The organism is Xenorhabdus miraniensis, from assembly GCF_002632615.1.
In genome coordinates this window covers 60,141-85,237 of record NZ_NITZ01000015.1, presented here as the reverse complement: position 1 = coordinate 85,237, position 25,097 = coordinate 60,141, and the positions used below count along the sequence as shown (strand labels likewise).

23 protein-coding genes are annotated in these 25,097 nt (G+C 42.7%); 10 read left to right on the top strand and 13 right to left on the bottom strand.

The features are described 5' to 3' along the window. Positions 1-65 precede the first annotated feature (65 nt). On the bottom strand, positions 66-653 hold the full coding sequence (yajL, locus tag Xmir_RS14510) for a protein deglycase YajL (RefSeq protein ID WP_099114932.1): 588 nt from the start codon (positions 651-653) through the stop codon (positions 66-68). Further along, positions 613-1,527, bottom strand: coding sequence for a 2-dehydropantoate 2-reductase (panE, locus tag Xmir_RS14505; protein ID WP_099114931.1), 915 nt, complete (start codon positions 1,525-1,527; stop codon positions 613-615). Before panE ends, yajL begins: the two co-directional genes overlap by 41 nt. 175 nt (positions 1,528-1,702) lie before the next feature. Between panE and Xmir_RS14500 the strand changes: the two genes are divergently transcribed. Next, entirely contained in the window at positions 1,703-2,194 is a 492-nt protein-coding gene (locus Xmir_RS14500) for a YajQ family cyclic di-GMP-binding protein (protein ID WP_099114930.1), read from the top strand. A 151-nt stretch (positions 2,195-2,345) separates the two neighbouring features. Here Xmir_RS14500 and Xmir_RS14495 read toward each other — a convergent pair whose 3' ends face one another. From Xmir_RS14495 to Xmir_RS14455, 9 genes are all read right to left on the bottom strand, one after another. Next, entirely contained in the window at positions 2,346-3,713 is a 1,368-nt protein-coding gene (locus tag Xmir_RS14495) for an MFS transporter (protein WP_099114929.1), read from the bottom strand. 145 nt (positions 3,714-3,858) lie between these two features. Then, positions 3,859-4,743: a heme o synthase gene (gene cyoE / locus Xmir_RS14490; RefSeq protein ID WP_099114928.1), complete on the bottom strand. Its 885-nt coding sequence runs from the start codon at positions 4,741-4,743 to the stop codon at positions 3,859-3,861. Between the two features lie 12 nt (positions 4,744-4,755). Beyond that, positions 4,756-5,088 carry a cytochrome o ubiquinol oxidase subunit IV gene (locus tag Xmir_RS14485; RefSeq protein WP_099114927.1) on the bottom strand — a complete coding sequence of 111 codons (333 nt, stop codon included), beginning with the start codon at positions 5,086-5,088 and terminating at the stop codon, positions 4,756-4,758. Next, positions 5,088-5,699 (bottom strand): cytochrome o ubiquinol oxidase subunit III, encoded by a 612-nt coding sequence (locus tag Xmir_RS14480; protein ID WP_099114926.1) that lies wholly within the window; start codon positions 5,697-5,699, stop codon positions 5,088-5,090. The genes Xmir_RS14485 and Xmir_RS14480 overlap by 1 nt, the downstream gene beginning before the upstream one ends. Continuing rightward, positions 5,699-7,681, bottom strand: coding sequence for a cytochrome o ubiquinol oxidase subunit I (gene cyoB / locus Xmir_RS14475; protein ID WP_099114925.1), 1,983 nt, complete (start codon positions 7,679-7,681; stop codon positions 5,699-5,701). The genes Xmir_RS14480 and cyoB overlap by 1 nt, the downstream gene beginning before the upstream one ends. 4 nt (positions 7,682-7,685) lie before the next feature. Continuing rightward, on the bottom strand, positions 7,686-8,651 hold the full coding sequence (gene cyoA / locus Xmir_RS14470; protein ID WP_099114924.1) for a cytochrome o ubiquinol oxidase subunit II: 966 nt from the start codon (positions 8,649-8,651) through the stop codon (positions 7,686-7,688). Positions 8,652-9,002: 351 nt separating this feature from the next. Continuing rightward, a complete protein-coding gene (locus Xmir_RS14465; protein WP_099114923.1) occupies positions 9,003-9,770 on the bottom strand; it encodes a nucleoside-specific channel-forming Tsx family protein in 768 nt (255 codons plus the stop codon). A gap of 277 nt (positions 9,771-10,047) precedes the next feature. Next, positions 10,048-11,577, bottom strand: coding sequence for a muropeptide MFS transporter AmpG (ampG, locus tag Xmir_RS14460; protein WP_099114922.1), 1,530 nt, complete (start codon positions 11,575-11,577; stop codon positions 10,048-10,050). Between the two features lie 71 nt (positions 11,578-11,648). Beyond that, positions 11,649-12,236, bottom strand: a complete 588-nt coding sequence (locus Xmir_RS14455) for a lipoprotein (RefSeq protein WP_099114921.1) — start codon at positions 12,234-12,236, stop codon at positions 11,649-11,651. Positions 12,237-12,475: 239 nt separating this feature from the next. Here Xmir_RS14455 and bolA point away from each other — a divergent pair, with 239 nt between their 5' ends. From bolA to Xmir_RS14410, 9 genes are all read left to right on the top strand, one after another. Continuing rightward, positions 12,476-12,799 (top strand): transcriptional regulator BolA, encoded by a 324-nt coding sequence (gene bolA, locus Xmir_RS14450; RefSeq protein ID WP_099114920.1) that lies wholly within the window; start codon positions 12,476-12,478, stop codon positions 12,797-12,799. A 378-nt stretch (positions 12,800-13,177) separates the two neighbouring features. Then, on the top strand, positions 13,178-14,482 hold the full coding sequence (gene tig / locus Xmir_RS14445) for a trigger factor (RefSeq protein ID WP_099114919.1): 1,305 nt from the start codon (positions 13,178-13,180) through the stop codon (positions 14,480-14,482). Positions 14,483-14,742: 260 nt separating this feature from the next. Continuing rightward, the gene (clpP, locus tag Xmir_RS14440; protein ID WP_099114918.1) at positions 14,743-15,366 is read left to right on the top strand and encodes an ATP-dependent Clp endopeptidase proteolytic subunit ClpP; all 624 of its coding nucleotides are present in this window, start codon (positions 14,743-14,745) and stop codon (positions 15,364-15,366) included. Positions 15,367-15,511: 145 nt separating this feature from the next. Continuing rightward, complete coding sequence (gene clpX / locus Xmir_RS14435) at positions 15,512-16,783, top strand: ATP-dependent protease ATP-binding subunit ClpX (RefSeq protein WP_099114917.1); 1,272 nt, start codon at positions 15,512-15,514, stop codon at positions 16,781-16,783. Positions 16,784-17,116: 333 nt separating this feature from the next. Then, positions 17,117-19,471: an endopeptidase La gene (gene lon, locus Xmir_RS14430; protein ID WP_099114916.1), complete on the top strand. Its 2,355-nt coding sequence runs from the start codon at positions 17,117-17,119 to the stop codon at positions 19,469-19,471. Positions 19,472-19,711: 240 nt separating this feature from the next. Continuing rightward, entirely contained in the window at positions 19,712-19,987 is a 276-nt protein-coding gene (hupB, locus tag Xmir_RS14425) for a nucleoid-associated protein HU-beta (protein WP_167385993.1), read from the top strand. A gap of 175 nt (positions 19,988-20,162) precedes the next feature. Continuing rightward, a complete protein-coding gene (ppiD, locus tag Xmir_RS14420; protein WP_099114914.1) occupies positions 20,163-22,043 on the top strand; it encodes a peptidylprolyl isomerase in 1,881 nt (626 codons plus the stop codon). Positions 22,044-22,191: 148 nt separating this feature from the next. Continuing rightward, positions 22,192-22,584 carry a ComEA family DNA-binding protein gene (locus Xmir_RS14415; protein ID WP_099114913.1) on the top strand — a complete coding sequence of 131 codons (393 nt, stop codon included), beginning with the start codon at positions 22,192-22,194 and terminating at the stop codon, positions 22,582-22,584. Positions 22,585-22,745: 161 nt separating this feature from the next. Continuing rightward, the gene (locus Xmir_RS14410) at positions 22,746-23,144 is read left to right on the top strand and encodes an acyl-CoA thioesterase (RefSeq protein WP_099114912.1); all 399 of its coding nucleotides are present in this window, start codon (positions 22,746-22,748) and stop codon (positions 23,142-23,144) included. 65 nt (positions 23,145-23,209) lie between these two features. On the opposite strand, the gene queC is transcribed toward Xmir_RS14410, so the two are convergent. Next, entirely contained in the window at positions 23,210-23,908 is a 699-nt protein-coding gene (gene queC, locus Xmir_RS14405) for a 7-cyano-7-deazaguanine synthase QueC (RefSeq protein ID WP_099114911.1), read from the bottom strand. 32 nt (positions 23,909-23,940) lie between these two features. After that, complete coding sequence (locus Xmir_RS14400) at positions 23,941-24,993, bottom strand: PLP-dependent cysteine synthase family protein (RefSeq protein WP_099114910.1); 1,053 nt, start codon at positions 24,991-24,993, stop codon at positions 23,941-23,943. Positions 24,994-25,097: the final 104 nt, after the last annotated feature.

The following is a 25,097-nucleotide window of genomic DNA, read 5'->3' as shown; positions in this document are numbered from 1 at the left end:
GCTAAGATTGCGACATTGGGGCTGCTTATGGAACATACCCTTAAGCAGCCTATGTTATGAGATAATTACTGGTAGTTATTAATGCCGGGCGGTAACACGAGTTGAGCGGCAACTTCTGCCGCTTTCTCTTTCCCTTTTAATAACTCAATCAGCTTTAAGGCAAAGTCAAAAGCGGTGGCAGGCCCTTGGCTGGTCAGCAAATTAACCCTTTCATCAAAATAAACCCGCTTATCAATCCATTTTTCTGGTGCAATTTTATCTTGCATACCAGGATAGCCAGTCATGTTACCGATGGGGAAAAGTTGATGATATTCCAGCACAATAGCGGGAGATGCACAGATTGCTGCAATGATTTTCCCCTGGCTTTGTGCTATTCGGATCTTTTCCACTACCAGTAAACTGTCCCGAAAACATTCTGCACCTTTTAACCCTCCGGGCAGGACAACGGCATCGAAATCTTCGTCCACGACATCAACCAAAGGAACATCTGCAACGATTTTGACACCACGTGAGCAGGTTAGTATGAGGGTACCGTCTGTTTCGGTGCTGGCCACAGTAACATCGATTCCGGCTCGAACAAGTAAATCAATTGTTGTGACTGCTTCTATCTCTTCACTGCCATGAGCCAGGCAAATAAGGACTGAGGCGCTCATATTCTCCCTCCTTGCGTTTAATATAATGATAAACAGCCGTATTTTCTGTGACAGGCAGGCCGTGTATACGTGCCCGGCGCAATAAGAAACCGGTAATGTAGTCTATTTCTGTATGTCGTTGTGCACGTATATCTTGCAGCATGGATGAATAATTTTCGGATGTCTGCTCAATCACATTCATGACGTAATCAACAAGTGTCTGTTTGGTGGTATGGATACCATCATGTTCCATGACCCGGTGAATTTCATCACACAATAATTGAATATGTGTAACGTGATGTTGTAATTCACCATTTTTGCAATCATGTATTACTGTGAGTGGATTAATGACACAATTAACGGCAAGTTTCATCCAACTGATGGCGTGTATTTTCTTATGCCATGCCACATCAGGGAGTGCACAGTGCAAGATATCAGCCAATTCACAGAGTTTATTAGCATTGGCAGTCACTGAGCCAATGTGGGTAATACCTTGTGATTTGTGATAAACAATGCCATTTTTCTGATAGGCACCATGAGTGGTCACGCCAAGTAAAATCGGATTGGGGAGAGGCAGCAATTCTTCCAAGGTCCCCATTCCATTGTGTAGTAACAAAATTGGGCAATGGGGGGAGAGTTTATCTACAAGGTTATTAAGTGCGCCAGAAACCTGCCACGCTTTTAAACAGACCAGAAGTAATTTGCTTTCAGCGAGGTGCTTTTCGTTATTAGCCGGAAGTTGTTGATTAAAAACCTGACCATTGAAATTTTCGATATGCACGGAAACAAAAGGTTGTGGAACCCTTAACCATCCCTGAACACTGAGATTCCGTTTGGATAAGGCGGCAAGCCACAGTTTACCTATAGCGCCACAGCCGAGAATCGTTATTTTCATATTTCTTCCTTGAGGGACACTTGCATAGGGAACCTCGATTTTTAATTTAACGCCAACTGACCTCAAAACAGAGTAAAACTCCCAAAGATCGCTAAACCTCCCGAGTATAGATCTTTTGCCAATAATGGAAAGCGGTTATCATGCCGATTTGTTGATTAGTAGGAGGTGACGGGTAATGCCATCATTTGATATTGTTTCAGAAGTTGATATGCAGGAAGTGCGTAACGCAGTAGAAAACGCACAAAGAGAGTTAACCAATCGCTGGGATTTCCGCAACGTCAACGCGAGCTTTGAATTAAACGAAAAGAACGAATCAGTTAAAATTGCGAGCGAGTCTGATTTTCAGGTGAACCAATTGGTCGATATTCTGCGTGAAAAATTTGCGAAACGCGGAATTGATGGTTCTGTGCTCAATATTCCTGAAAATATGGTTCACAGCGGTAAAACATACAGTGTGGAAGCTACGCTGCTGCAAGGTATCGATACACCGTTGGCGAAGAAAATTGTGAAGCTGATTAAAGACAGTAAGCTGAAAGTACAAGCCCAGATTCAGGGTGAACAAGTGCGGGTAACAGGAAAAGCACGTGACGATCTGCAAAGTGTCATTGCATTGGTTCGTGGTGCAGAGTTAGGGCAGCCTTTCCAGTTTACAAATTTCCGTGACTAATTTCCGCCATAGATGGTTTTTGGGGACGAATTAACGCAATTTTTAAGGCTGATTTTTTGAAGCACGGCAAGAAATTGTGAATTTGTCTAATGGGAGAGGGCTATTCAACCCTCTCTCTGATCCTGAGCTGATTTCATCACTAACCAGCAAATTACTCATGGGACGATACAATCTGCTCTAATTGTGTACGGTTGGTCAGTTTGGTATCGACTTTGACGTAGGCACTCAGCTCTTCTGGTACGATGACGATATCTTTTACGCCAGCCTGTGCCAATATCTTTTTCTTCAGGTTATCCGGGGTGGGTAATTGCTCAGGCAAAATAAGTCTGATGCTACTGACATACGGAGGTTGCCGTAATGTGAGGCTGATAATAAACCAGAGTGTAGTCAGCGCTATCCCACCCAGAAATACCAATGATGCACCTTGCAGTTCATAAAGCATTCCACCAAGAATTCCTCCTAAAGCAACACCAAGGAATTGGCTGGTAGAGTAGACTCCCATAGCCGTGCCTTTGTAGCCCGCAGGGGCTTCTTTGCTGATAAGTGAAGGCAAAATAGCTTCCATGATATTAAATGCCAGAAAGAAGATTTGAATGCCAGCAAAGATCCCCCAAAGATGTGCGCCTTGCGACCATAAAACGACTTCTGCAATGAATAGCATACCGATGCAAAGTAAAAATACTTGTTTCATGCGACGCTTGGTTTCTGCGTAAATAATGAAAGGCAGCACGGCAACGAAAGAAATAAGTGTGGTAATTAAATACACTTTCCAGTGTTGTTGCGGGGGAAAACCCACTTTTTCCATGATGAGGGGCAGGGCAACAAAACTCGACATCAGTAAAGTATGTAGGCTAAGAATACCAAAATTGAGTTTTAGTAGTTGAGGATCAGAGAGTACGCGTTTAAAGCTACCCCGGGCAAACCCAGATTCACGATTCAAAACATGTTTATGTGTATTTGGAACAGCGAACAGTGTGATTAAAATTCCACAACTGGCAAGGACTGCGATTGCCCAAAACAGACCATTTAAGCCGATGTGGTGGGTAATAATAGGGCCGACAACAATAGCGAAAGCAAATGTAATGCCAAAGCTAATGCCGATAAATGCCATGGCTTTTGTTCGGTTCTGTTCGCGGGTCAGGTCAGAAAGCAATGCCATGATTGCGGCGGATATTGCCCCTGTGCCTTGTAAGGCTCGCCCAATGATAATGCCCCAGATAGAGTCACTAAGTGCTGCAATAATACTGCCTAATACAAAAATGAATAGTCCGCCGATGATTAAGGGCTTTCTGCCAATTTTGTCTGAAAGTAACCCAAATGGGATTTGGAATATTGCTTGTGTTAATCCGTAGATACCAATAGCAATTCCAATAAGTGCCTCTGTCGAATCATGTAGTTCTAAGCCATAGGTCGTCAGAACGGGGAGAACCATGAACATACCTAACATGCGCAGAGAGAAAACGGAACCTAAACCCCATGTCGCCCGACATTCAAGCGGAGTCATTTTATTATCGTTCATGGATACCTCAAAAAATCTGATATGACATTTGACTTAATTGGATGGGGCAAACTGAAAAAATATGTTTGCAGCCAAATAATTCGTCATTGAGTAAAGAGATAAAGGAAAGGGAAAGATGACAGGGCAAGTCCTGTCATCTTTGATATTACCAGACGTAAGTTAGTAGGCTTTCTGGAGATGCTGATGAATCTACAGACATCATGACGCTTAATGACATGATTGCGACAATAGAAAACAGGAATAACTTACGGGCCCAAATACGATCATTGGAGGTTTTATAACCTGACAATGCCATACCCAGCCACCAAATACTCACTACAGCAGCTACGACGAGATACTTATAGCCCGCATAGCCACTAATAGTTAGCATCAGAGTAGCAACCATAAAGCCCAGAATATACAGAGTGATGTGGTTTTTCGCGACAGCAATACCTTTAATCACTGGCAATACTGGGATGTTGGCCGCTTGATAATCCTTGAACCGAAAAATAGCAATGGCATAAGAGTGGGGCATTTGCCACAAGCTGAAGATCAACAATAAAATCAACGCGCCTGTATCAAAATGTCCCGCTACTGCACAATAACCAATCACGGGCGGTGCTGCGCCTGATAAGCTACCAACCAGCGTGCCATAAACAGATTTTCTTTTCATGTAGAGGCTATAAACCCCAACATAAACGATAAACCCGATGAAAGCTAACTGCATTGCTAAGGCATTGGCTGCTACATAGAGCAGCACCATGCCAGCAATACCTAACACTGAGGCGTAAATCAGGCTGATTTTCGGATCGATAAGCCCTTTCACAAGGACCCTCTCTTTTGTTCTTTCCATGATACGGTCGATATCGCGGTCGATATAGTTGTTGAATACACAACCTGATGCTACCACCAGCGATACCCCGACCATCGTTGCAAAGAACAAGGGGTAATCTATTACGCCCTTGGAAGCGAGTAGAAAACCACCAATCGCAGAAATTAGATTCCCGAAAATAATTCCTGGTTTGGTCACTTGCAGGTATTGCTTAATCATTCAAATCAACCCTTAATCAACCATCATATTGATGTTCAGGTTGTACATAATCCACAGAGAGCCAACAACAACAATAACGATGACCAGTAATGTGAATATTAAAGCAACTAGATTCCAACGCTCTTCAGACGATGTATTCATATGCAGGAAGCAGATGAAATGAACAAAGATCTGAATAACCGCCATAGCGACTACTGTTATCAGGATTGTGCTGTGTGAAGCAGTACCATCCATCACCATCCAGAATGGGATCACGGTCAGTATGACTGACAGAACAAAGCCAATCATATAGGTTTTGAAACTACCGTGGCTGGCGCCGGAATGAGAAGTATTTGGATGACTCATTACATAGCTCCCATCAGATAAACGACAGTAAATACGCAGATCCATACAACGTCAAGGAAGTGCCAGAACAGGCTCAGGCAGTTCAGACGCATACGGTTCACATCAGTCAGGCCACGGCGTGAAACCTGAACCATCAGGATGATGATCCAAATCAGACCAAAGGTGACGTGCAGACCATGAGTAGCAACCAGTGCGAAGAAAGCAGACAGGAATGCACTGCGGTCAGGGCCAAAGCCTTCTGAAATCAGCTTATGGAATTCATACACTTCCATTGAAACGAAGCCAAGGCCAAACAGGAAGGTAACAAATAGCCACAGGTTAACTTGACCAACTTTACCTTTGTTTACGCTCAGCATGGCGAAACCATAGGTAATACTACTAAATAGCAGTAAGAAGGTTTCTACCAGTACAAAATCCAGTTCAAAAATTTCTTTACCAGACGGGCCACCAGCAGTGCCATTAACTAACACTGCATAGGTAGCGAACAGACTTGCAAACAGGATCAAGTCACTCATCAGGTAGACCCAGAAGCCAAATACCTTGTTAGCTCCTGTATCGTGGTGCCCATGAGTATCATGGGCGGCTGTGTTATTAAGGGTTTGAGTCGACATTATTTCACACCTGCCTTTCTCAGTTCTTCGTAACGCTGATTTTCAATTTTCTCTACTTCAGCGACAGGGACGTAGTAATCAACGTCTTCGTCAAAGCTTTTCACAATGCAACTGATGATGATGCCAGCGAAGCTTGCAATAGCCATCCACCAGATATGCCAGATCAAAGCAAAGCCTAAGGTCAGACAGAATGCACTGATGATCACGCCAGCGCCTGTGTTTTTAGGCATATGAATTTCTTCATATTTTGCTGGGCGTTTATATTCAGTGCCTTTTTCTTTCATATCCCACCAGGCATCACGAGTTTGGATGTGTGGAACTTCAGCAAAGTTATAGAATGGTGGTGGAGATGAAGTTGACCATTCCAGAGTACGGCCACCCCATGGATCACCGGTCAGGTCGAGGTTTTGGTTGCGATCACGGATACTGACGTAGAACTGGATAACCTGACACAGAATACCCAGAGCAATCAGGACTACACCACCAGCGGCAACAACCAGCAGAGGGTGGAATTCCGGGTTAATGTCTTGGCTCAGACGACGAGTCATGCCCATGAAGCCCAGCGCATACAGCGGCATAAAGGCAACAAAGAAGCCTGTGATCCAGAACCAGAATGCACGGACACCCCATTTTTCATTCAGAGTGAAACCAAATGCTTTCGGGAACCAGTAAGTTGTACCTGCGAAGCAGCCGAATACCACACCGCCGATGATAACGTTATGGAAGTGGGCAATCAGGAACAGACTGTTGTGCAGAACGAAGTTCGCGCCTGGTACTGCCAGCAGAACGCCGGTCATACCGCCAATGGAGAAGGTGACCAGGAAGCCAACAGTCCACAGCATTGGGGTTTTGAACTCAATACGACCACGGTACATGGTGAACAGCCAGTTGAAGATCTTAACCCCAGTCGGGATGGAGATAATCATCGTGGCGATACCAAAGAAGGCGTTAACGTTCGCGCCGGAACCCATGGTAAAGAAGTGGTGCAGCCATACAATGAACGACAGGATGGTAATAACGATTGTCGCCCACACCAGTGAGGTATAACCAAACAGGCGTTTTTTCGAGAAGGTTGCAGTGACTTCTGAGAAGATACCAAAGACAGGCAGAACCAGAATGTAAACTTCAGGATGGCCCCAAGCCCAAATCAGGTTGATGTACATCATCATGTTGCCGCCCATATCGTTGGTAAAGAAATGGGTGCCCAGATAACGATCCAGAGTTAACAGTGCAATAGTTACTGTCAGGATTGGGAACGCAGCGATGATCAGTACGTTGGTACACAGTGAAGCCCATGTAAATACAGGGAGTTTCATCATGGACATACCTGGTGCGCGCATGCGCAGGATGGTCACGAAGAAGTTAACACCTGTCAGCAATGTACCCACACCGGAGAGCTGAAGACTCCATATCCAGTAATCGACTCCAACTCCCGAGTTATATTCCAGACCCGATAGCGGTGGATATGCCAGCCAACCCGTTTGTGCAAACTCACCTACCCCCAGGGAGATGTTGATCAGTGCGACACCGACAACAAATAACCAGAAGCTCAAAGAGTTCAGGAATGGGAATGCAACGTCGCGTGCCCCGATTTGCAGAGGAACCACGATGTTCATCAGACCGACAACAAAAGGCATCGCCATGAAGAAAATCATGATAACGCCGTGAGCGGTAAAGATCTGATCATAATGGTGCGGGGGCAGGAAACCTGCTTCACCAGCGGAAGCGAGGGCTTGCTGTCCACGCATCATGATAGCATCAGCAAAGCCACGAACCATCATTACCATAGCAACGACGATATACATGACACCAATTTTCTTATGGTCAACGCTGGTTAACCATTCACTCCAGAGCCATTTCCATTTACGGAAATAAGTCAGGGAACCAGCAACAGCCAGTCCCCCAAGCAGGATCCCCAACAATGTCACCACAATAATGGGTTCATGTAATGGGATCGCATCCAGTGTTAATTTTCCCCACATGCCTTTATTCCTCAACACCTGAATGAGCCGGCTGACTCATATTCATATTATGACCCGCAGCTTCACCATGTTCTGTTTTGCCATGATTTGCCATGCCATGCATACCACCATGACCCATGTCACCCATGAACTTAGCAATGGTTTCTTGGAACAGTTTTGGTTTCACGCTTGAGAAGTATTCAACTGGATTGTTTTGGCTTTGTTTAGCCAACTCATTGAATGCTTGCACGGTATCCAGGGTTTTAGGTGATGCTTTAACTTTCTGCACCCACTCTTCAAAACCTGCACGATCATCAGTTGCTGTTGCAGTAAATTTCATGCCTGAGAAGCCATGACCACTGTAACTTGCTGAGAATCCATCGTATTTACCTGATTCATTAGCAATTAAGTGCAGTTTTGTCTGCATACCTGCCATTGCATAAATCTGACCACCTAACTGTGGAATGAAGAAAGAGTTCATCACAGAGTCAGAGGTGATTTTGAAGTTAATTGGAACATCTTTAGGGAATACAATTTCGTTTACGGTTGCAATACCCTGTTCCGGATAGATGAACAGCCATTTCCAATCAAGGGAAATAACTTCGATCGTCACCGGTTTTACATCACTGTCCAATGGCTTATATGGATCGAGTTCATGGGTTGTTTTCCATGTAATCGTTGCCAAGGTGATGATTATCAAGATAGGCACTGTCCAGACGACAAGCTCAATTTTATTTGAGTGTGCCCAGTTTGGACGATAAGTTGCAGATTTGTTGGCTTCCCGGTAACGTAGAGCAAAAATAACTGCCATTACGATAGCGGGAATAACAACGATCAGCATCAGGCCAAACGCTGTCAGTATCAACGTTTTTTGCTCGGCGCCGATCGCCCCTTTGGGATTCATCAATACCATATCGCAACCACTTAGCATTAAAGTGGCTGCGAGTAGTGACGATAACCCAATAGTTTTTTTGTATTTCATAAGTCTCATTGAGCGACCCCAGATAACAAAAGCTTTATTGTCGTTTCATCAGTGGGGGCATTCTACGGTATGGTTACCGGAGTGTAAACAATTGTAATAGAAGCAGGTTAGCTTGTAGGCTTTTTATGTTAGAGGGATCACATGTAGTGTGAGATTTAACAAAAAGTTAACTTCGGGCCGTTATCTTAACCAAGAAATCAAAATAGGTAGTTATTTTAGATTAACTACCTATTTTTTAAAAGAAAAAATTGACAGAAATCAAAGAAAAACTGCCTAAAATATACTTTCTGAATAATGAGATAACTACTATTTATTTGACTCAATGAGCAGCCAGAGGCTGCCCACAGGTTAAATTAATATCTAGAAGTTATATTTTACACTATAAACAATACCATCCTGCCAGAAATCTTCTCCCAATTTGTTATCTGCATAACGGTATTGAATGCCAGTTGTAAAAGAAGGATGCGGAGTCCACCACAATGCGATAGCGCCATTCACACCTTCGCGTCCACCGTTGCCGTAGCGCTGATTGCGGTTCAGTTCAATTTCATTCCAGTTTGTAACGCTGAATTTTTGTTCCCAAAGGTTGAAATCGTACCCGGCAACCCAGCCTACAACATAACCGTTGTTTCCTGAGTAGAAAGTTTGGTCAACATAGTGCAGTGCGACGAAAGGTTTGAACCAAAGCCCCGCAAGATTAGCGTTGTAGCCCAATCCGTAAAGTGTGTTGACTTCATGGAAGTTTCCGCCATTCGCTTTGCCTGGTAATGAATAGGTTCCATAAACGTGACCATAAAGGTTGAAACCGGTATCCCCCAAATAGAAGCGCCCTGTTGTTTTGAAGGTATAGCGTTGGTTATCACCTGGCTGGGCAGTTTTACTGTTAAATGGGTTTTCTAAATCAGCGAAACCATAGAGTTCGCCCCAGTTAAAGCCTGCTCCACCTTCTAGTTCCAGATAAGCAAAATCATCTTTATGTGAGGTTTGCCCGGTTTTTTGTGTGGTGTGCTTGCTCCAGTCAAGGTAGTTCATGCTGACATTAGCAAACCCCCACTGGTATTCCGCACAAGCTGAAGCAGAAACCAAGGCAGTGGCAACTGCGGAGAGTGTCAAAATATGTCTTTTCATAAATTCCCTTTATATGCTTTAAGGTGGTTAAAGATATTTCGAGCTATTCGAAATAAAATACGTTCAAATGATAATATTTGTTAGTTCGAATATAAATAATTACATTCTGAAAAAGATGTTTTTTGAGTCACATAATGGTAGTTTTTTATTTTACTTGTGAAGTATATCACTAAAAAAAGCAACAGAAGACTGAACTTAGTTAGCCTTCTGTTGTAAGAGTTTGGTGTAATAGCGTTTACTAACAAAGAATTGTCAGCGTATTTACTGGAGGAACATCCTAAGTAAGGTGAGTTCTTCTCAAAGCCAAATAATCCAGAATTCCCCCCAGAACCAGACCAAAAGCCCCAATAGCCACGCCCCATGACAACATAGGCGATATCACGTCACTGATATGATTAATATTTAGGAGATGGGCCTGAAAAGCTAAAGGTAAATAAATGACTATATGACTAACAAGGAATATTAGAACACTTAATATTAGCCAAACGACAAAGAGAAGGGCAGCACATATCATAGCAATAAAAGCTAATCGGTAATGGTTGCCAAATAATGTCCGGGAAATAAAACTGTCATTTTCCTGAGTGTAAGTTAATGTGTTACGGCAGATGAACAACAGTACAAGCCCTGGTAATCCGATCACAACAGAGAACAGGTAAAACATCGGCCAGCCGTGTGCTTCCGCGAACCACCCCGCTACGGGGCCAACATAAACCCGACCAACTGCCGATAATGCAGAAAGCAAAGCGAATTGTGTTGCTGAGAATGATTTATTGCACAGTGTCATCAACAGTGCGACAAATGCCGCTGTTCCCATACCACCGCAGATATTCTCCACAAAAACAGCAGCCCCCATTGCATAGATGTCTTTAGGAGTTACAGCAAGTATCCAATATCCGAAGTTTGAAACGGTTTGCAGAATACCAAATATCATCAGGGCCCGGAACAAGCTCAACTTATGCATCAAATAGCCACCGTACAATGCGCCGATAATGGTAGCAGCAAGTCCGAGCGTTTTATTGATCATGCCAACTTCAGCAGCATTGAAGCCAACACCACGAATGAGGAAAGTAGTACTAAGTGAAAGAGCGAAAGCATCAGCCAGTTTATACAGCACGATCAATAGCAGGATAAGCCAGGCATTATTTCGGCTGAAAAAATCAGACAAGGGTTCGAATACTGCCTGATGTAATGTTTTTGGCGGTGCATTACTGATTTCTGGTTCTTTGGCTATCAGAGTGGCATAAACACCAATCAGCATCAGGCCTGCCATAATCCAATACATACTTTGCCAACCGATATAGGCAGTCATCAATAAAGCGAGTCCACCGGATACCAACATGGCCAGCCTATACCCCAGTACAGAAACAGCGGCTCCTGAACCCCGTTCTTCCTGTTTTAGTAAATCTGTTTTGTAGGCGTCAAAAATAATGTCTTGGGAAGCTGAAAAAAATGCAACAGTAACAGCTAATGCAGCGAGCCACCATAAATGCTGGGATGGCTGAAGAAATCCCATCGCAGCAATGCTGATAACCAATAAAAGTTGAGTAATGAGCATCCAACCCCGTCGACGTCCTAAAAATGAAGGGGAATACCGATCCATTGCGGGTGCCCAGAGAAATTTAAAAACATAAGCTTGACCAACCAAAGTGAAAAAACCGATAGTTCGTATATCGATATTTTCGACAGTCATCCATGCTTGTAATGTTCCTGCTGTGAGTGCAAGAGGCAGACCTGAGGCAAAGCCCAGTAATAGAAGGGTCAGATATTTGCGTAATACAGATAGGTTTAAATAACTATGGTTAGTCATGAGCCTCCCAAAAACTTTCTGCATATTATCTGATTGTCCAGAATCAGGCAGAAAGTTTATTTATTATCCGGTTAGCGAACGTTTTGTTTAATGAAGGTGCTGACTGAGGAGTCCTGAGCCATATCTGCGATCACATCAGATAAGACAGTATTTACAGCGTCAGCAATTTTTGCGTTTGTTGCACTCAATGGCCCTTGGACATTGTAGCTAGTACGATAGTTTTTAATCTGTTTACTGCCGTCTTGAGCATAAACAATAATGGAGATCTCTGCTTTTGCTGAAATATCATGACGCAGGCTGCCTTCTTTTACGTTGGCATAGAGCTGATTTACAATGACTTGCAAATTGGCATTAGAGGGAGAGCCAATCATATAGCCACGAGCTACCATTTGCTTTTCCAGTGCTTCTTGAAGTAAAAAGCGTAAGTCGCGGGAAGGGATTAACGTGACTAATCGTGCATCGCGGTTAATTTGGGCCAGGGCTTGAGATTGACGATGGTCGACCCCACTAATACTGATTGTAATCGCTTTCATTGTTGGATCTGCTTGTGGCAGGGTAATTTTGGGCTGAATAGCCAGTGTATTACCTGAGTCTGCACAGCCAGATAAACCAGTTAAAAAGAAAAGCGTAATCAATGAAATAAATATTTTCTTTAGCATTTAGGTTTTCTCAATTCAAGATTCGAGTATCTGACATATTAATACAGTAGTATAAACAGCCGTAATCATAGCATTGCCATTGGTGACGGCATATCCCTGATGATTGAAACTCAGGGAGAAATACCGCAAGGCAATTCTGTTAAAGAGATTTGGTTATCCCCGATGTTATAAATTATGGGAAATAAACTAGAATCAATGATGTGGTTGATAAATAACCTTTGGTGATTAAGGAGAATGAGATGGTTCGTCAGGAAATAGAAACAAAGTTACGGGCGGCATTTAAGCCTTCTCATCTGGAAGTGATCGATGAAAGTTATCGTCACAATGTGCCAGCAGGTTCTGAAAGCCATTTTAAAGTTATTGTGGTAAGCAATGAATTTGTTGAACAAAGAATGATCAGTCGCCACCGTTCAGTATATAGTATTTTGGTTAAAGAACTGGAAGAAGGCGTACATGCTTTGGCACTTCATACTTATACGGAAAAAGAATGGGCAGAATTGGGAGATACAGTTTTGGTTTCCCCGGCATGTCGTGGAGGAAGTGCAACGACATCAAGCTTATGATTTTTCTTGATAATCCAATAACCTGTCTGGTTTTATTTTATTAATCTGAATGTAATTTTAGATGGCAGCCTTCGGGCTGTATTTTTGTTTATATAAATATTGCATAAACAATATCGTGATGGAGTCATTGAGTAACGTTTATCACATAAGTCAACGAATCCTGCATGCTTTTGTCTGCAATTCTCGACTCATACTGTCTGCGTCGCTATAATGCTGCGTCTAAATTTTTAGAATGGTTTCGGGACGCTTCTGATCACAGGGATTCTCGGTTTTTAAATGCGACCGCCCCGGTTCTTAAAGAGTGCTGCAATCCGCTTTTTTAAGCATTGCAGCCATTCTGAAGTTGACCGAGCACTATGATTTTTTTGAGGTAACAAGATGCAAGTTTCTGTTGAAACCACTCAAGGCCTTGGGCGTCGTGTGTCAATCACCGTTCCTGCTGCCGATATCGAAAAAGCAGTTAGCAGTGAACTGGTTAATGTAGCAAAGAAAGTCCGTATTGATGGCTTCCGTAAGGGCAAAGTGCCAATGAAGATCGTTGAGCAGCGTTATGGCGCTTCTGTTCTTCAGGATGTTCTGGGTGATCTGATGCAAAGTAATTTCATCAATGCGATCATTGAGCAGAAAATCAATCCAGCAGGCGCTCCAAGCTACAAACCAGAACAGTTCAAAAAAGGAGAAGACTTCACTTATGCAGTTGAGTTTGAAGTTTATCCAGAAATCGAACTGAAAGGTCTGGAAGAAATTGAAGTTGAAAAACCTGTCGTTGAAGTCAAAGACACAGACGTTGACACCATGCTGGATACCCTGCGTAAGCAGCAGGCAAACTGGAAAGAAACTGATGAAGCAGCAACTGCGGAAGATCGCGTAACTGTTGATTTCAATGGTTCTATTGATGGTGAAGAGTTCGAAGGTGGTAAATCAGCCGATTTCGTTCTGGCAATGGGTCAGGGCCGTATGATCCCTGGTTTTGAAGATGGTATCGTTGGTCACAAAGCAGGTGAAGAATTTACCATCGATGTAACTTTCCCAGAAGATTACCATGCAGAAAACCTGAAAGGTAAAGCTGCGAAGTTTGCGATCAACTTGAAGAAAGTTGAACAGCGTGAACTGCCAGAACTGACTGAAGAGTTCATCAAGCGTTTTGGTATCGCGGATGGTACTGTTGAAGGTCTGCGTACTGAAGTTCGTAAGAACATGGAACGTGAACTGAAAAATGCTGTTCGTAACCGCATCAAAACTCAGGTTCTTGATGGTCTGGTTAAGGCTAACGAAATTGACGTTCCAGCGGCAGTTGTTGATGGTGAAATCGATGTACTTCGTCGTCAGGCAGCTCAGCGTTTTGGCGGCAATGAAACACAAGCTCTGGAACTGCCACGTGAACTGTTCGAAGAGCAGGCAAAACGTCGCGTTGTTGTTGGCTTGCTGTTAGGTGAAGTTATCAGCAGCAATGAGCTGAAAGTCGAGGAAGAGCGTGTAAATGCACTGATCGAAGAGATGGCTGCTGCTTACGAAGATCCAAAAGAAGTTGTTGAATACTACAGCAAAAACAAAGAAATGATGAACAACATTCGCAACATTGCTCTGGAAGAGCAGGCTGTTGAACTTGTTCTGAGTAAAGCTAAAGTTTCTGAAAAAGAAACTGGCTTCAATGATCTTATGAACCAAAACCAACTGGCATAAGTTTCATTTATTGATTGCCTGAGATGATGAAATCTCACTCTCAATGAAGTAAACCCGCAGGCTCTGCTTGCGGGTTTTTTTATTGTTCTTGAAAAAAACAGATTTAACCTCATATCCTTTCTTACTATTATGTAAGGGCTTACTACTTTTTAGAGGGGGAAAGCCCCTTGTTAGTTAACTTTGGATCATGGTCATCATTGCTTATCTCAAGTAGAATCAGTTATGAATGGCACCAGCGTGAGTTCTATTAGGAGACGGAAATGTCATACAGTGGCAAGCAAGATCAATATGCACCTAGCATGTCTTTGGTGCCGATGGTGGTTGAACAAACAGCACGTGGGGAGCGTGCATTTGATATTTACTCCCGCTTATTAAAAGACCGTATTATTTTTCTGACAGGGCCAGTTGAAGATCATATGGCGAACTTGGTTGCCGCCCAAATGTTATTCTTGGAAGCAGAAAACCCAGAAAAAGATATTCACTTATATATCAACTCACCGGGTGGGGTTATTACTGCTGGTATGTCTATTTACGACACGATGCAATTTATCAAGCCAGATGTGAGTACTATTTGTATGGGACAGGCCTGCTCAATGGGGGCATTTTTGTTGACTGCTGGAGCAAAAGGTAAGCGTTTCTGTCTGCCAAATTCCAGGGTTATGATTCACCAGCCATTAGGTGGTTTCCAGGGGCAGGCAACTGATATTGAGATCCATGCACAGGAAATACTCAAGGTTAAAGCCCGTATGAATGAATTAATGGCAAAACATACAGGGCAACCACTTGATAAGATCGCTGAGGACACAGAACGTGACCGTTTCTTATCAGCCGCAGAAGCCGTAGAATACGGGCTGGTTGATCATATATTCACCCAGCGCAACTAATTTATTGACAATTACTTTATTACTCCGACGCTAGTCTTTTCTGGGCGCTTCCTTATATTGACGTTAAACTAGGCGGAGTAATGACAGCGTTTTTTCTGTTATGCCAGATAAGCTGGGATAACAGCTCATAAAGTGAGGTTGACTGATGACAGATAAGCGCAAAGACGGTTCAGGAAAGCTGCTGTATTGCTCTTTCTGCGGAAAAAGCCAACATGAAGTCCGGAAATTAATCGCCGGCCCGTCAGTGTATATCTGCGATGAATGTGTCGATTTATGTAATGATATCATTCGCGAAGAAATTAAAGAGCTGGTACCACATCGTGAGCGTAGCACATTGCCTACTCCTCATGAAATTCGTCAACATCTGGATGACTATGTCATTGGTCAGGAAGCGGCGAAAAAAGTGTTAGCAGTGGCTGTGTATAACCATTACAAGAGACTGCGTAATGGGGATAACAATAATGGTGTGGAATTAGGTAAAAGTAATATTTTGCTGATTGGTCCGACTGGTAGCGGTAAAACTCTGCTGGCTGAGACACTTGCCCGCTATTTGGATGTACCATTTACTATGGCTGATGCCACGACATTGACTGAAGCAGGTTATGTCGGGGAAGACGTAGAAAATATTATCCAGAAACTTCTGCAAAAATGTGACTACGACGTGCAGAAAGCACAACGTGGTATCGTTTATATTGATGAAATAGATAAGATTTCTCGTAAATCTGACAATCCTTCAATTACTCGTGACGTATCAGGAGAAGGGGTTCAGCAGGCCTTATTGAAACTGATAGAAGGTACTGTCGCAGCAGTTCCGCCTCAAGGTGGTCGTAAACATCCACAACAAGAATTTTTACAGGTTGATACTTCCAAGATCTTGTTTATCTGCGGTGGTGCGTTTGCAGGTTTGGACAAAGTTGTCAGCCAGCGTTTGAATGTCAGTTCAGGTATTGGTTTTAGTGCTACAGTTAGAGGTGAATCGGAGAAAGCAACAGAAGGTGAGTTGCTGTCTCAGGTTCAGCCGGAAGATTTGATCAAGTTTGGTTTAATACCTGAATTCATTGGTCGTTTGCCGGTTGTGGCGACACTGACTGAACTCAATGAAGAAGCACTGATTCAGATCCTGCAAGAGCCAAAAAATGCGCTGACTAAACAGTATCAGGCTCTGTTTAATCTGGAAGGTGTTGAACTGGAGTTCAGAAAAGAAGCTCTGACTGCCATCGCGAAAAAGGCAATGGTGCGTAAAACGGGTGCTCGTGGTCTTCGTTCAATTGTTGAAAGTGTTTTGCTGGATACAATGTATGACTTGCCATCAATGGAACACGTAGAGAAAGTGGTCGTTGATGAAACGGTTGTTGAAGAGAAATCCGTCCCATTATTGATATATAGCAAGCCGGATGCCCAAGTTTCTGGTGAGTGAAGAAAATAGGGTAGGGAATGCCGATTATCAATACGCATTGAAAAAACAAAAATGAGGGATTTTCCCTCATTTTGTTTTTTGCAGATATAGGCTATTGAATGTCAGATTCTTGTCCCCATATATTTTGTATTCTTTGAAGTGAAACTCGTGAAAACCGTGTTTCACGAGATTCCTAAAAACTGGCGAAAGCTGTACCCAATAGATTTTGAGTTGCACCGTGGTGGCAGGTAAATGAATCCCAGATAGCATAACAAATTGTGTGACCGGGGTAAGTGAACGCAGCTAGCAAAGAGGCAGCTTGAAAGTGAAGGGCATAAATGAAGAGAGAGCTCTATGAATCCTGAGCGTTCCGAACGCATAGAAATCCCTGTATTGCCTTTGCGCGATGTAGTGGTTTACCCACATATGGTGATCCCTCTGTTTGTTGGGCGTGAGAAGTCGATTCATTGCCTGGAAGCAGCAATGGATCATGACAAACAGGTCATGTTGGTCGCGCAAAAAGAAGCATCTACTGATGAGCCGGGAGTCAATGATCTTTTCTCCGTAGGTACAGTGGCTTCTATTTTACAGATGTTAAAATTGCCAGATGGCACAGTAAAAGTCCTGGTTGAAGGTTTGCAGCGTGCTCGCATTACTACATTGACGGATAATAGCGAGTATTTTTATGCGAAAGTTGAATATCTTGAATCCCCTGACGTTGATGAACGTGAACAAGAAGTTCTGGTAAGAACCGCTATCAATCAGTTTGAAGGCTATGTCAAGCTGAATAAAAAGATCCCGCCAGAAGTATTGACATCGTTGCACAGTATTGAAGATGCAGCAAAATTGGCAGATACCATCGCTGCGCATATGCCTTTGAAAATCAATGACAAGCAGGCTGTTTTAGAAATGTCTGATGTTGTTGAGCGCATTGAGTATCTGATCGCAATGATGGAATCAGAAATCGATCTTCTACAGGTAGAAAAGCGTATCCGCAATCGCGTTAAAAAACAGATGGAAAAAAGCCAGCGCGAGTACTACCTGAATGAGCAAATGAAAGCGATCCAGAAAGAATTAGGTGAGATGGACGATGCGCCTGATGAATATGAGACGCTAAAGCGCAAGATTGAAGATGCGAAAATGCCAAAAGAGGCGCGCGAAAAAGCAGAAGCTGAATTGCATAAATTAAAAATTATGTCTCCAATGTCGGCAGAAGCAACGGTTATACGTAGTTATATTGACTGGATGGTGCAAGTTCCTTGGGTTGCACGCAGCAAGGTCAAAAAAGATTTAGTGAAAGCTCAGGAAGTGCTGGATACAGACCATTATGGTCTTGAGCGCGTCAAAGAGCGTATTCTTGAATATCTCGCAGTACAAAGCCGTGTCAGCAAGATCAGAGGGCCAATACTTTGTTTGGTTGGGCCTCCAGGTGTTGGTAAAACTTCATTGGGTCGTTCCATTGCACGGGCGATCGGACGCAAATATGTGCGTATGGCGTTGGGGGGCGTGCATGATGAAGCAGAGATCCGTGGACATCGCCGCACCTATATTGGCTCCATGCCGGGCAAATTAATTCAGAAAATGTCCAAAATTGGAGTGAAAAATCCACTGTTCTTGTTGGATGAGATCGACAAAATGTCATCTGATGTGCGTGGTGATCCGGCTGCAGCCTTGTTGGAGGTGCTTGATCCTGAGCAGAATGTGACGTTTAACGATCATTACCTTGAAGTGGATTATGATCTGTCTGATGTTATGTTTGTGGCAACGTCTAACTCCATGAATATCCCCGCCCCATTGTTGGATCGTATGGAAGTCATTCGTCTGTCCGGTTATACAGAAGACGAAAAACTGAACATTGCTAAGCGCCATCTTCTGCCAAAACAGACCGAGCGCAATGCCTTGAAAAAAGGCGAGTTAACCATTGATGATGGTGCAATCCTCGGCATTATCCGCTATTACACCCGTGAGGCTGGTGTTCGTAGTCTGGAGCGTGAAATCTCTAAATTGTGTCGTAAGGCCGTTAAAGCATTATTGATGGATAAGAAGCTTAAGCACATTGAAATCAATGCAGGTAACTTGAAAGATTATCTGGGAGTGCAGCGTGTTGATTACGGTCGTGCTGATACAGAAAACCGTGTTGGTCAGGTAACAGGTCTTGCATGGACAGAAGTCGGTGGTGATCTGCTGACGGTTGAAACAGCCAGTGTGCCAGGTAAAGGTAAATTGACCTATACCGGTTCATTAGGTGAAGTGATGCAGGAATCCATCCAGGCAGCATTGACAGTGGTTCGGGCTCGTGCAGATAAGCTGGGCATCAGTTCTGATTTCCATGAAAAACGTGATATTCACGTCCACGTACCTGAAGGTGCGACACCAAAAGATGGCCCGAGTGCAGGTATTGCCATGTGCACAGCATTAGTTTCTTGCCTGACAGGTAATCCTGTTCGTGCTGCTGTGGCGATGACGGGTGAAATTACTTTACGTGGTTTAGTTCTGCCAATTGGTGGTTTGAAAGAAAAATTACTGGCAGCGCATCGTGGGGGAGTTAAAACCGTCATAATTCCAGATGAAAATAAACGCGATCTGGAAGAAATCCCACAGAACGTGATCCAAGATTTGGAAATTCATCCTGTTAAGCGTATAGAGGATGTTTTAGCTATCGCTTTGCAGGAACCCGTATTTGGTGCAGAAGTGGTATCACTAAAATAGTACAAAAATAGTGAACTAACTCAAGAACTGTATATAAAATATAGGCTGGCAAGTAAATTGAGACTTGCCAGCTTTTTTTGTGTCATGAAGTTAGTTTAGTCTAATTATCTGACTAAATATTTTGCTGTTCCATGATTTCTTGCTAATACTGGAAAGGATTGATATGACGGCATGACTGTTGTGTTATCCGTTATAAATCGGTTTTTGTTACGTTAGTAAAACTAAATGGGGATGATAAGAGTGAATAAGTCACAACTGATCGACAAAATTGCTGCTGATGTGAATATTTCTAAGGCAGCAGCCGGACGTGTAGTAGATGCGTTCGTTTCTTCAGTATCTGACGCATTGAAAGACGGTGATGATGTCGCTTTAGTAGGGTTCGGTACGTTTACTGTGCGTGAGCGTGCAGCTCGTACGGGACGTAACCCTCAGACAGGCAAGGAAATCAAAATTGCAGCAGCAAAAGTACCTGCTTTCCGTTCTGGAAAGGGGTTGAAAGATGCTGTCAACAGCTAATGAGTGAGAGACTTGCTCCTCGCCTTTGCCATAGCAGTAAACTTAAACTGACTAGGCAATGTTGATAGGTTAGAATATAAGCGCATCAATCAATTGGTGCGCTTTTTTTCTCTTAGCGTTTGAATTGTCGTAATATGACAGTTTCTTTTTCACTAAAGCGGAGTTTTACGTCTTTATGATGGACAACCTACGCACGGCGGCAAATGGCCCTGTGCTTAAAATTGTGTTGGCTCTAATTATTTTGACCTTTCTGGTGACAGGGGTAACAGGCTACCTGTCAGGCGAAAATGGTAGCTATGCTGCCAAGGTGAATGGTCAAAGTATTAGTCGTGCTCAACTGGAGCAAGCATTCCAACAAGAAAAAAATGCTATGCAAGAGAGGCTGGGAGATGGATTCTCAACTTTGCTGAGTAATGAACAGGCCATACAACAGCTTAGACGAGAATCATTAGATCGCCTCATCAATGCCACCTTGATTGAACAATACGCGCATAAGCTGGGTTTATCAGCAAGTGATGAGCAAGTCGCACAGGAGATACGTAACCTGCCTTTTCTTCAAACTGACAGTAAGTTTGATAACAACAAATATCAGGATTATTTGAATTGGCTGGCTCGTTCAAATATGAGTCCTGATGCCTTTGCTGAGCAGGTTCGTCAAGAGCTGATTAATCGCCAATTAGAGCAGGTGTTAATAGGTTCTGAAATTGCATTGCCGACAGAAGTCAAAGAAGAAATTGCGCTTCTTTTTCAAGAAAGAACAGTACGTTTTGCGACTCTTGAATTGAAATCAATTGAAGCACAGCAAAAAGTTACCGATGAAGAGCTGAAAAACTACTATACTGCGAACAGTAAACATTTCACTGTGCCAGAAAAAGTAAAAATCAGTTACATCAAGATGGATGCTGCGGATGAGCTGAAAAATATCACCGTATCTGATGCTGATATTGAAAAATATTATCAAAACAATCTGTCAAAATACACTCAGTCTGAACAGAAGAAGTACAGTTTTATTCAATTGGCTTCAGACTCTGATGCTAAATCGGTTTTGGATGAATTAAATAAAGGGGCTGATTTCAGTCAATTGGCATCCGAAAAATCGACAGATAAATTTTCTGCCCAAAAGGGAGGCGATCTCGGCTGGATGGAGGAGAGTTCTCTGCCTAATGAGATTAAATCAGCCAATTTGACACAGAAAGGGCAACTTTCTGGTGTCGTTAAATTATCTAATGGATATGCGATTTTCCGTTTGGACGATATCAAGCCTCAGGTTGTCAAATCATTGGAGGATGTCCGTCCAGAAATAGAAAAAATCGTTAAGCAGGAAAAAGCGGTTGATGTATTTTATGCGTTACAGAGAAAAGTAAGTGATGCCGCAGCTAATGATAATGAATCTTTGGCGGCAGCAGAGAAAGCAGCAGGTTATCAGGCGGTAACCACTGACTGGTTTGATCGTGACCATATCCCGGCTGATATTAACTTCAGTCAAGTTGTTCAGGCTATTTTCTCTGGCAATTTGATTGATGATAAAGGGACAACAGGCATTAACTCTGATGTCATTTCTGTTGAGGGTGACAGAGCCTTTATTGTGCATGTTGACGATGTGAAACCTGAAACTGTTCAGCCGTTCGATCAAGCTAAAACTGAAGTTGCTGAATTGGTGAAACGCCAAAAAGCAGAGAAACAACTTCAGGTTGATAGTGAAAAATTGTTGGCTGCGCTGAAAGAAGGTAAAGGTGAACAGGCATTGAAAGCAGCAGGAATTCAGTTTGCTGAACCTACTGTGATAAAACGCATATCACAAAACGATCAGGCTACCGATGTGGCATTCACTCTGCCTCATCCTAAAGAGGGTAAGGCTGAATATGGATTAGCTCAAGATGGGCTTGGTAACGCAGTGTTTATCCAATTGGATAAAGTTGTTCCAGGACCTATTACAGATGAGCAGATTAAACAATATATGTCGGCTTATCAGTATCAAACAGGTAATGTCATGCTGGAATCACTAATAATTAATTTGCGTGATGATGCAGATATTAAGCTAGGTCAAATCGAATAAAATTGCGAAGTTACTCGCAGTTGTTTTTGCAAAATAGCAATTTTAAAAGGCCACTTTCGTGGCCTTTCGCATATTTAAATCTTGCCTATTGTCTGGAAATATTGTTGTGGCAATCTCTCCTGCGTCAATAAAACATAGAGGGATTTATATGAAATATTTAAGGATATTATTCAGTTCGCTCGTTATGGCTTTGTGTATCAACATACCGTTATCTCATGCCAGCACCGTGAATGAATCTACCGATAAAGTAGTGAAACAACCCGTTAGCCAGCAGAAAACTGCCATTGTGAACAATGAATCGCAAGAGGAAGGAAAACAAGATTCAAGTCAGCAAATACAAGGAAAAGGAACTCTTAACATCAATACGGCAAGTGCTGAACAATTCGCGAAAGAACTCAACGGCATTGGCACTAAAAAAGCACAGGCAATTATTGAATATCGTGAAAAATATGGCCCGTTTACGGCAATAGAACAGCTACAGGAAGTTCAAGGGATTGGACCTATGTTTATGGAAAAGAATAGAAGTAAATTAACTTACTGAGTATTAAGCCCTCTTGTAAGGCCTTAATAATTTTATATTGCAAGTTTATCAAGAGGGCTGTGATGCCGATCAAGAATAATTCATCAAACACTATTGTAATTAAATTGTTTTGCTATTGTTAAGTATTGTCTGGTCGGATGAGTTTAAAGGAAAACATAGCAATGGGCACGATTATAAAAGTCAGGGGCTACCATATTGATATTTTCCAGCATGTAAACAATGCACGTTATTTGGAATTTATGGAAGCAGCACGCTGGGATTTGCTGACTGAAAATGACACTTTTGAATGGCTAAACAGTAAGAATATTGGTTTTATTGTAGTAAATATCAATATTAATTATCGTCATCCAGCAGTGGTTACAGATGAGCTGGAAGTAAACTCTTCCATGCGGGAATTAGGTAATAGAAGCGGTGTATTTTTTCAGGAAATTCTACGCAAGAGTGATAATAAAGTGATTGCTGATGCCTTAACGACGTTTGTGTGTATTGATTTGAAAACTCAAAAAACGCTTGTCTTAGAAGGCGAGTTACGAGAAAAAATGGAATCTTATAAGAGATAACACAACGAAATGAGAGGTTCAATGAACCTCTCCCTGATAAGTGTTAATTAAATAAAATGGTTTGATTAACTCAGACGGGTTTTAGATTTCATATTTGCCATAGTGGATTGGGTATTGTTTAAATAATTATCTAATCCCTTGGCCCGGAGATGGCAAGCCGCGCACTCACCGCATCCATCACCTTGAATACCGTTATAACAAGTGAGAGTTTGATTACGGACGAAATCCAGTTTTTCATAATAATCAGCCAGTGCCCAAGTTTCAGCTTTGTTTAACCACATTAGGGGCGTTTCGAAACGGATATCACGGGCGATACCAAGGCTGACCGCTTTATTTAGTGCTTTGACAAATTCATCACGGCAATCTGGATAACCTGAAAAATCAGTTTCACAAACACCCGTAATAACCGCTTCAGCTTCGACTTGATAGGCATAAATTGCCGCCAGAGTTAAAAACAGAATGTTACGACCAGGCACAAAAGTATTTGGGAGGCCATTTTTTTCACTCTCACTGAAATCTGGCACGGGAATGTTATCTCTTGTTAGGCTGCTGATTGCAAGCTCATTCAGTAAAGTAACATCCAGTACCTTGTGGGCAGCCGCGCCTAATTTTTCGCTGATACGACAAGCTACATCAATTTCAGCCCGGTGACGCTGCCCATAATCAAAAGTGACACAGTGGACTTCGTCATATTGACGGAGTGCTTGAATTAAACAAGTGGTGGAATCTTGCCCACCACTGAATACAACAACGGCTCGTTTCATGATACCTACCTCTGTAAATTGAAGGAGATATGTTACTCATAACCGTTTAACTTGGGTAGTTGTGTTCGATACTGTGTGAGATCACCGATATTATTGTGAACCCATTCTGGGTTGTAATACGTATCGAGATAACGTTCTCCGCTATCACAGAGTAACGTCACAATTGCGCCCTGTTGATTGTTGTCATGCATTTGTTTGGCGAGCTGCAAAGCACCCCAAACGTTGGTTCCTGTTGATGCCCCTGTTTTTCTACCAAGTAATTTTTCAAGCCAATAAATGGTAGCAATAGTCGCAGGATCAGGAACTTGGATCATGTCATCAATAACAGTAGGAATAAAAGAAGGTTCTACACGTGGGCGGCCAATACCTTCGATTTTACTGCCAGTAGTTCCAAGAATATCGCGGCGATTCTGGCGGTAACAATCGTAAAAAACGGAGTTTTCTGGGTCAACAACGATTAATTTAGTGTCATATCCCTGATAACGGATATAGCGGCCAAGTGTTGCTGATGTACCACCTGTTCCTGCACTCATAACGATGTAAGTCGGTTCAGGAAATGGCTCCAGTTTCATGTGACGGAAAATGCTTTCTGCAATGTTATTGTTGCCTCGCCAATCAGTAGCTCGTTCGGCATAGGTAAATTGATCCATGAAATGACCATTTAGCTCTTTTGCCAGACGTTCTGACTCCTGATAAATCATAGCTGAATGTTCCACAAAATGGCATTGACCACCGTAGAACTCAATTTCCTGAATTTTGCGTTTAGCTGTGCAGGAAGGCATGACAGCAATAAAAGGCAGACCGAGTAATCGGGCAAAGTAAGCTTCCGAAACAGCGGTACTGCCGGATGAAGCTTCAATAATTGGAGTTCCTTCCTTAATCCAGCCATTAGTGAGTGCATAAAGGAATAGGGAGCGTGCAAGCCGATGTTTTAGGCTACCCGTAGGATGAGTACTTTCATCTTTGAGGTAAAGGTGGATACCCGAAAACATGGGGAGGTTGAGACGTATCAGATGCGTATCTGCGCTGCGTTGATAATCAGCCTGAATAGCTCTTATGGCATTTTTAGCCCATAAAGACGACATAAAATTGACCCTGAATAATAATACCGTAGTGGTATATAGATTACCCTTACATTTAGAGAAATAGATTATTATTTTTCTGAGATTATCCGTTATATTTGGGAAAT

Excerpts from the sequence above, each read along its gene's own strand:
- yajL (WP_099114932.1), bottom strand. The coding sequence starts at position 653 with ATGAGCGCCTCAGTCCTTATTTGCCTGGCTCATGGCAGTGAAGAGATA.
- panE (WP_099114931.1), bottom strand. The coding sequence starts at position 1,527 with ATGAAAATAACGATTCTCGGCTGTGGCGCTATAGGTAAACTGTGGCTT.
- Xmir_RS14500 (WP_099114930.1), top strand. The coding sequence starts at position 1,703 with ATGCCATCATTTGATATTGTTTCAGAAGTTGATATGCAGGAAGTGCGT.
- Xmir_RS14495 (WP_099114929.1), bottom strand. The coding sequence starts at position 3,713 with ATGAACGATAATAAAATGACTCCGCTTGAATGTCGGGCGACATGGGGT.
- cyoE (WP_099114928.1), bottom strand. The coding sequence starts at position 4,743 with ATGATTAAGCAATACCTGCAAGTGACCAAACCAGGAATTATTTTCGGG.
- Xmir_RS14485 (WP_099114927.1), bottom strand. The coding sequence starts at position 5,088 with ATGAGTCATCCAAATACTTCTCATTCCGGCGCCAGCCACGGTAGTTTC.
- Xmir_RS14480 (WP_099114926.1), bottom strand. The coding sequence starts at position 5,699 with ATGTCGACTCAAACCCTTAATAACACAGCCGCCCATGATACTCATGGG.
- cyoB (WP_099114925.1), bottom strand. The coding sequence starts at position 7,681 with ATGTGGGGAAAATTAACACTGGATGCGATCCCATTACATGAACCCATT.
- cyoA (WP_099114924.1), bottom strand. The coding sequence starts at position 8,651 with ATGAGACTTATGAAATACAAAAAAACTATTGGGTTATCGTCACTACTC.
- Xmir_RS14465 (WP_099114923.1), bottom strand. The coding sequence starts at position 9,770 with ATGAAAAGACATATTTTGACACTCTCCGCAGTTGCCACTGCCTTGGTT.
- ampG (WP_099114922.1), bottom strand. The coding sequence starts at position 11,577 with ATGACTAACCATAGTTATTTAAACCTATCTGTATTACGCAAATATCTG.
- Xmir_RS14455 (WP_099114921.1), bottom strand. The coding sequence starts at position 12,236 with ATGCTAAAGAAAATATTTATTTCATTGATTACGCTTTTCTTTTTAACT.
- bolA (WP_099114920.1), top strand. The coding sequence starts at position 12,476 with ATGGTTCGTCAGGAAATAGAAACAAAGTTACGGGCGGCATTTAAGCCT.
- tig (WP_099114919.1), top strand. The coding sequence starts at position 13,178 with ATGCAAGTTTCTGTTGAAACCACTCAAGGCCTTGGGCGTCGTGTGTCA.
- clpP (WP_099114918.1), top strand. The coding sequence starts at position 14,743 with ATGTCATACAGTGGCAAGCAAGATCAATATGCACCTAGCATGTCTTTG.
- clpX (WP_099114917.1), top strand. The coding sequence starts at position 15,512 with ATGACAGATAAGCGCAAAGACGGTTCAGGAAAGCTGCTGTATTGCTCT.
- lon (WP_099114916.1), top strand. The coding sequence starts at position 17,117 with ATGAATCCTGAGCGTTCCGAACGCATAGAAATCCCTGTATTGCCTTTG.
- ppiD (WP_099114914.1), top strand. The coding sequence starts at position 20,163 with ATGATGGACAACCTACGCACGGCGGCAAATGGCCCTGTGCTTAAAATT.
- Xmir_RS14415 (WP_099114913.1), top strand. The coding sequence starts at position 22,192 with ATGAAATATTTAAGGATATTATTCAGTTCGCTCGTTATGGCTTTGTGT.
- Xmir_RS14410 (WP_099114912.1), top strand. The coding sequence starts at position 22,746 with ATGGGCACGATTATAAAAGTCAGGGGCTACCATATTGATATTTTCCAG.
- queC (WP_099114911.1), bottom strand. The coding sequence starts at position 23,908 with ATGAAACGAGCCGTTGTTGTATTCAGTGGTGGGCAAGATTCCACCACT.
- Xmir_RS14400 (WP_099114910.1), bottom strand. The coding sequence starts at position 24,993 with ATGTCGTCTTTATGGGCTAAAAATGCCATAAGAGCTATTCAGGCTGAT.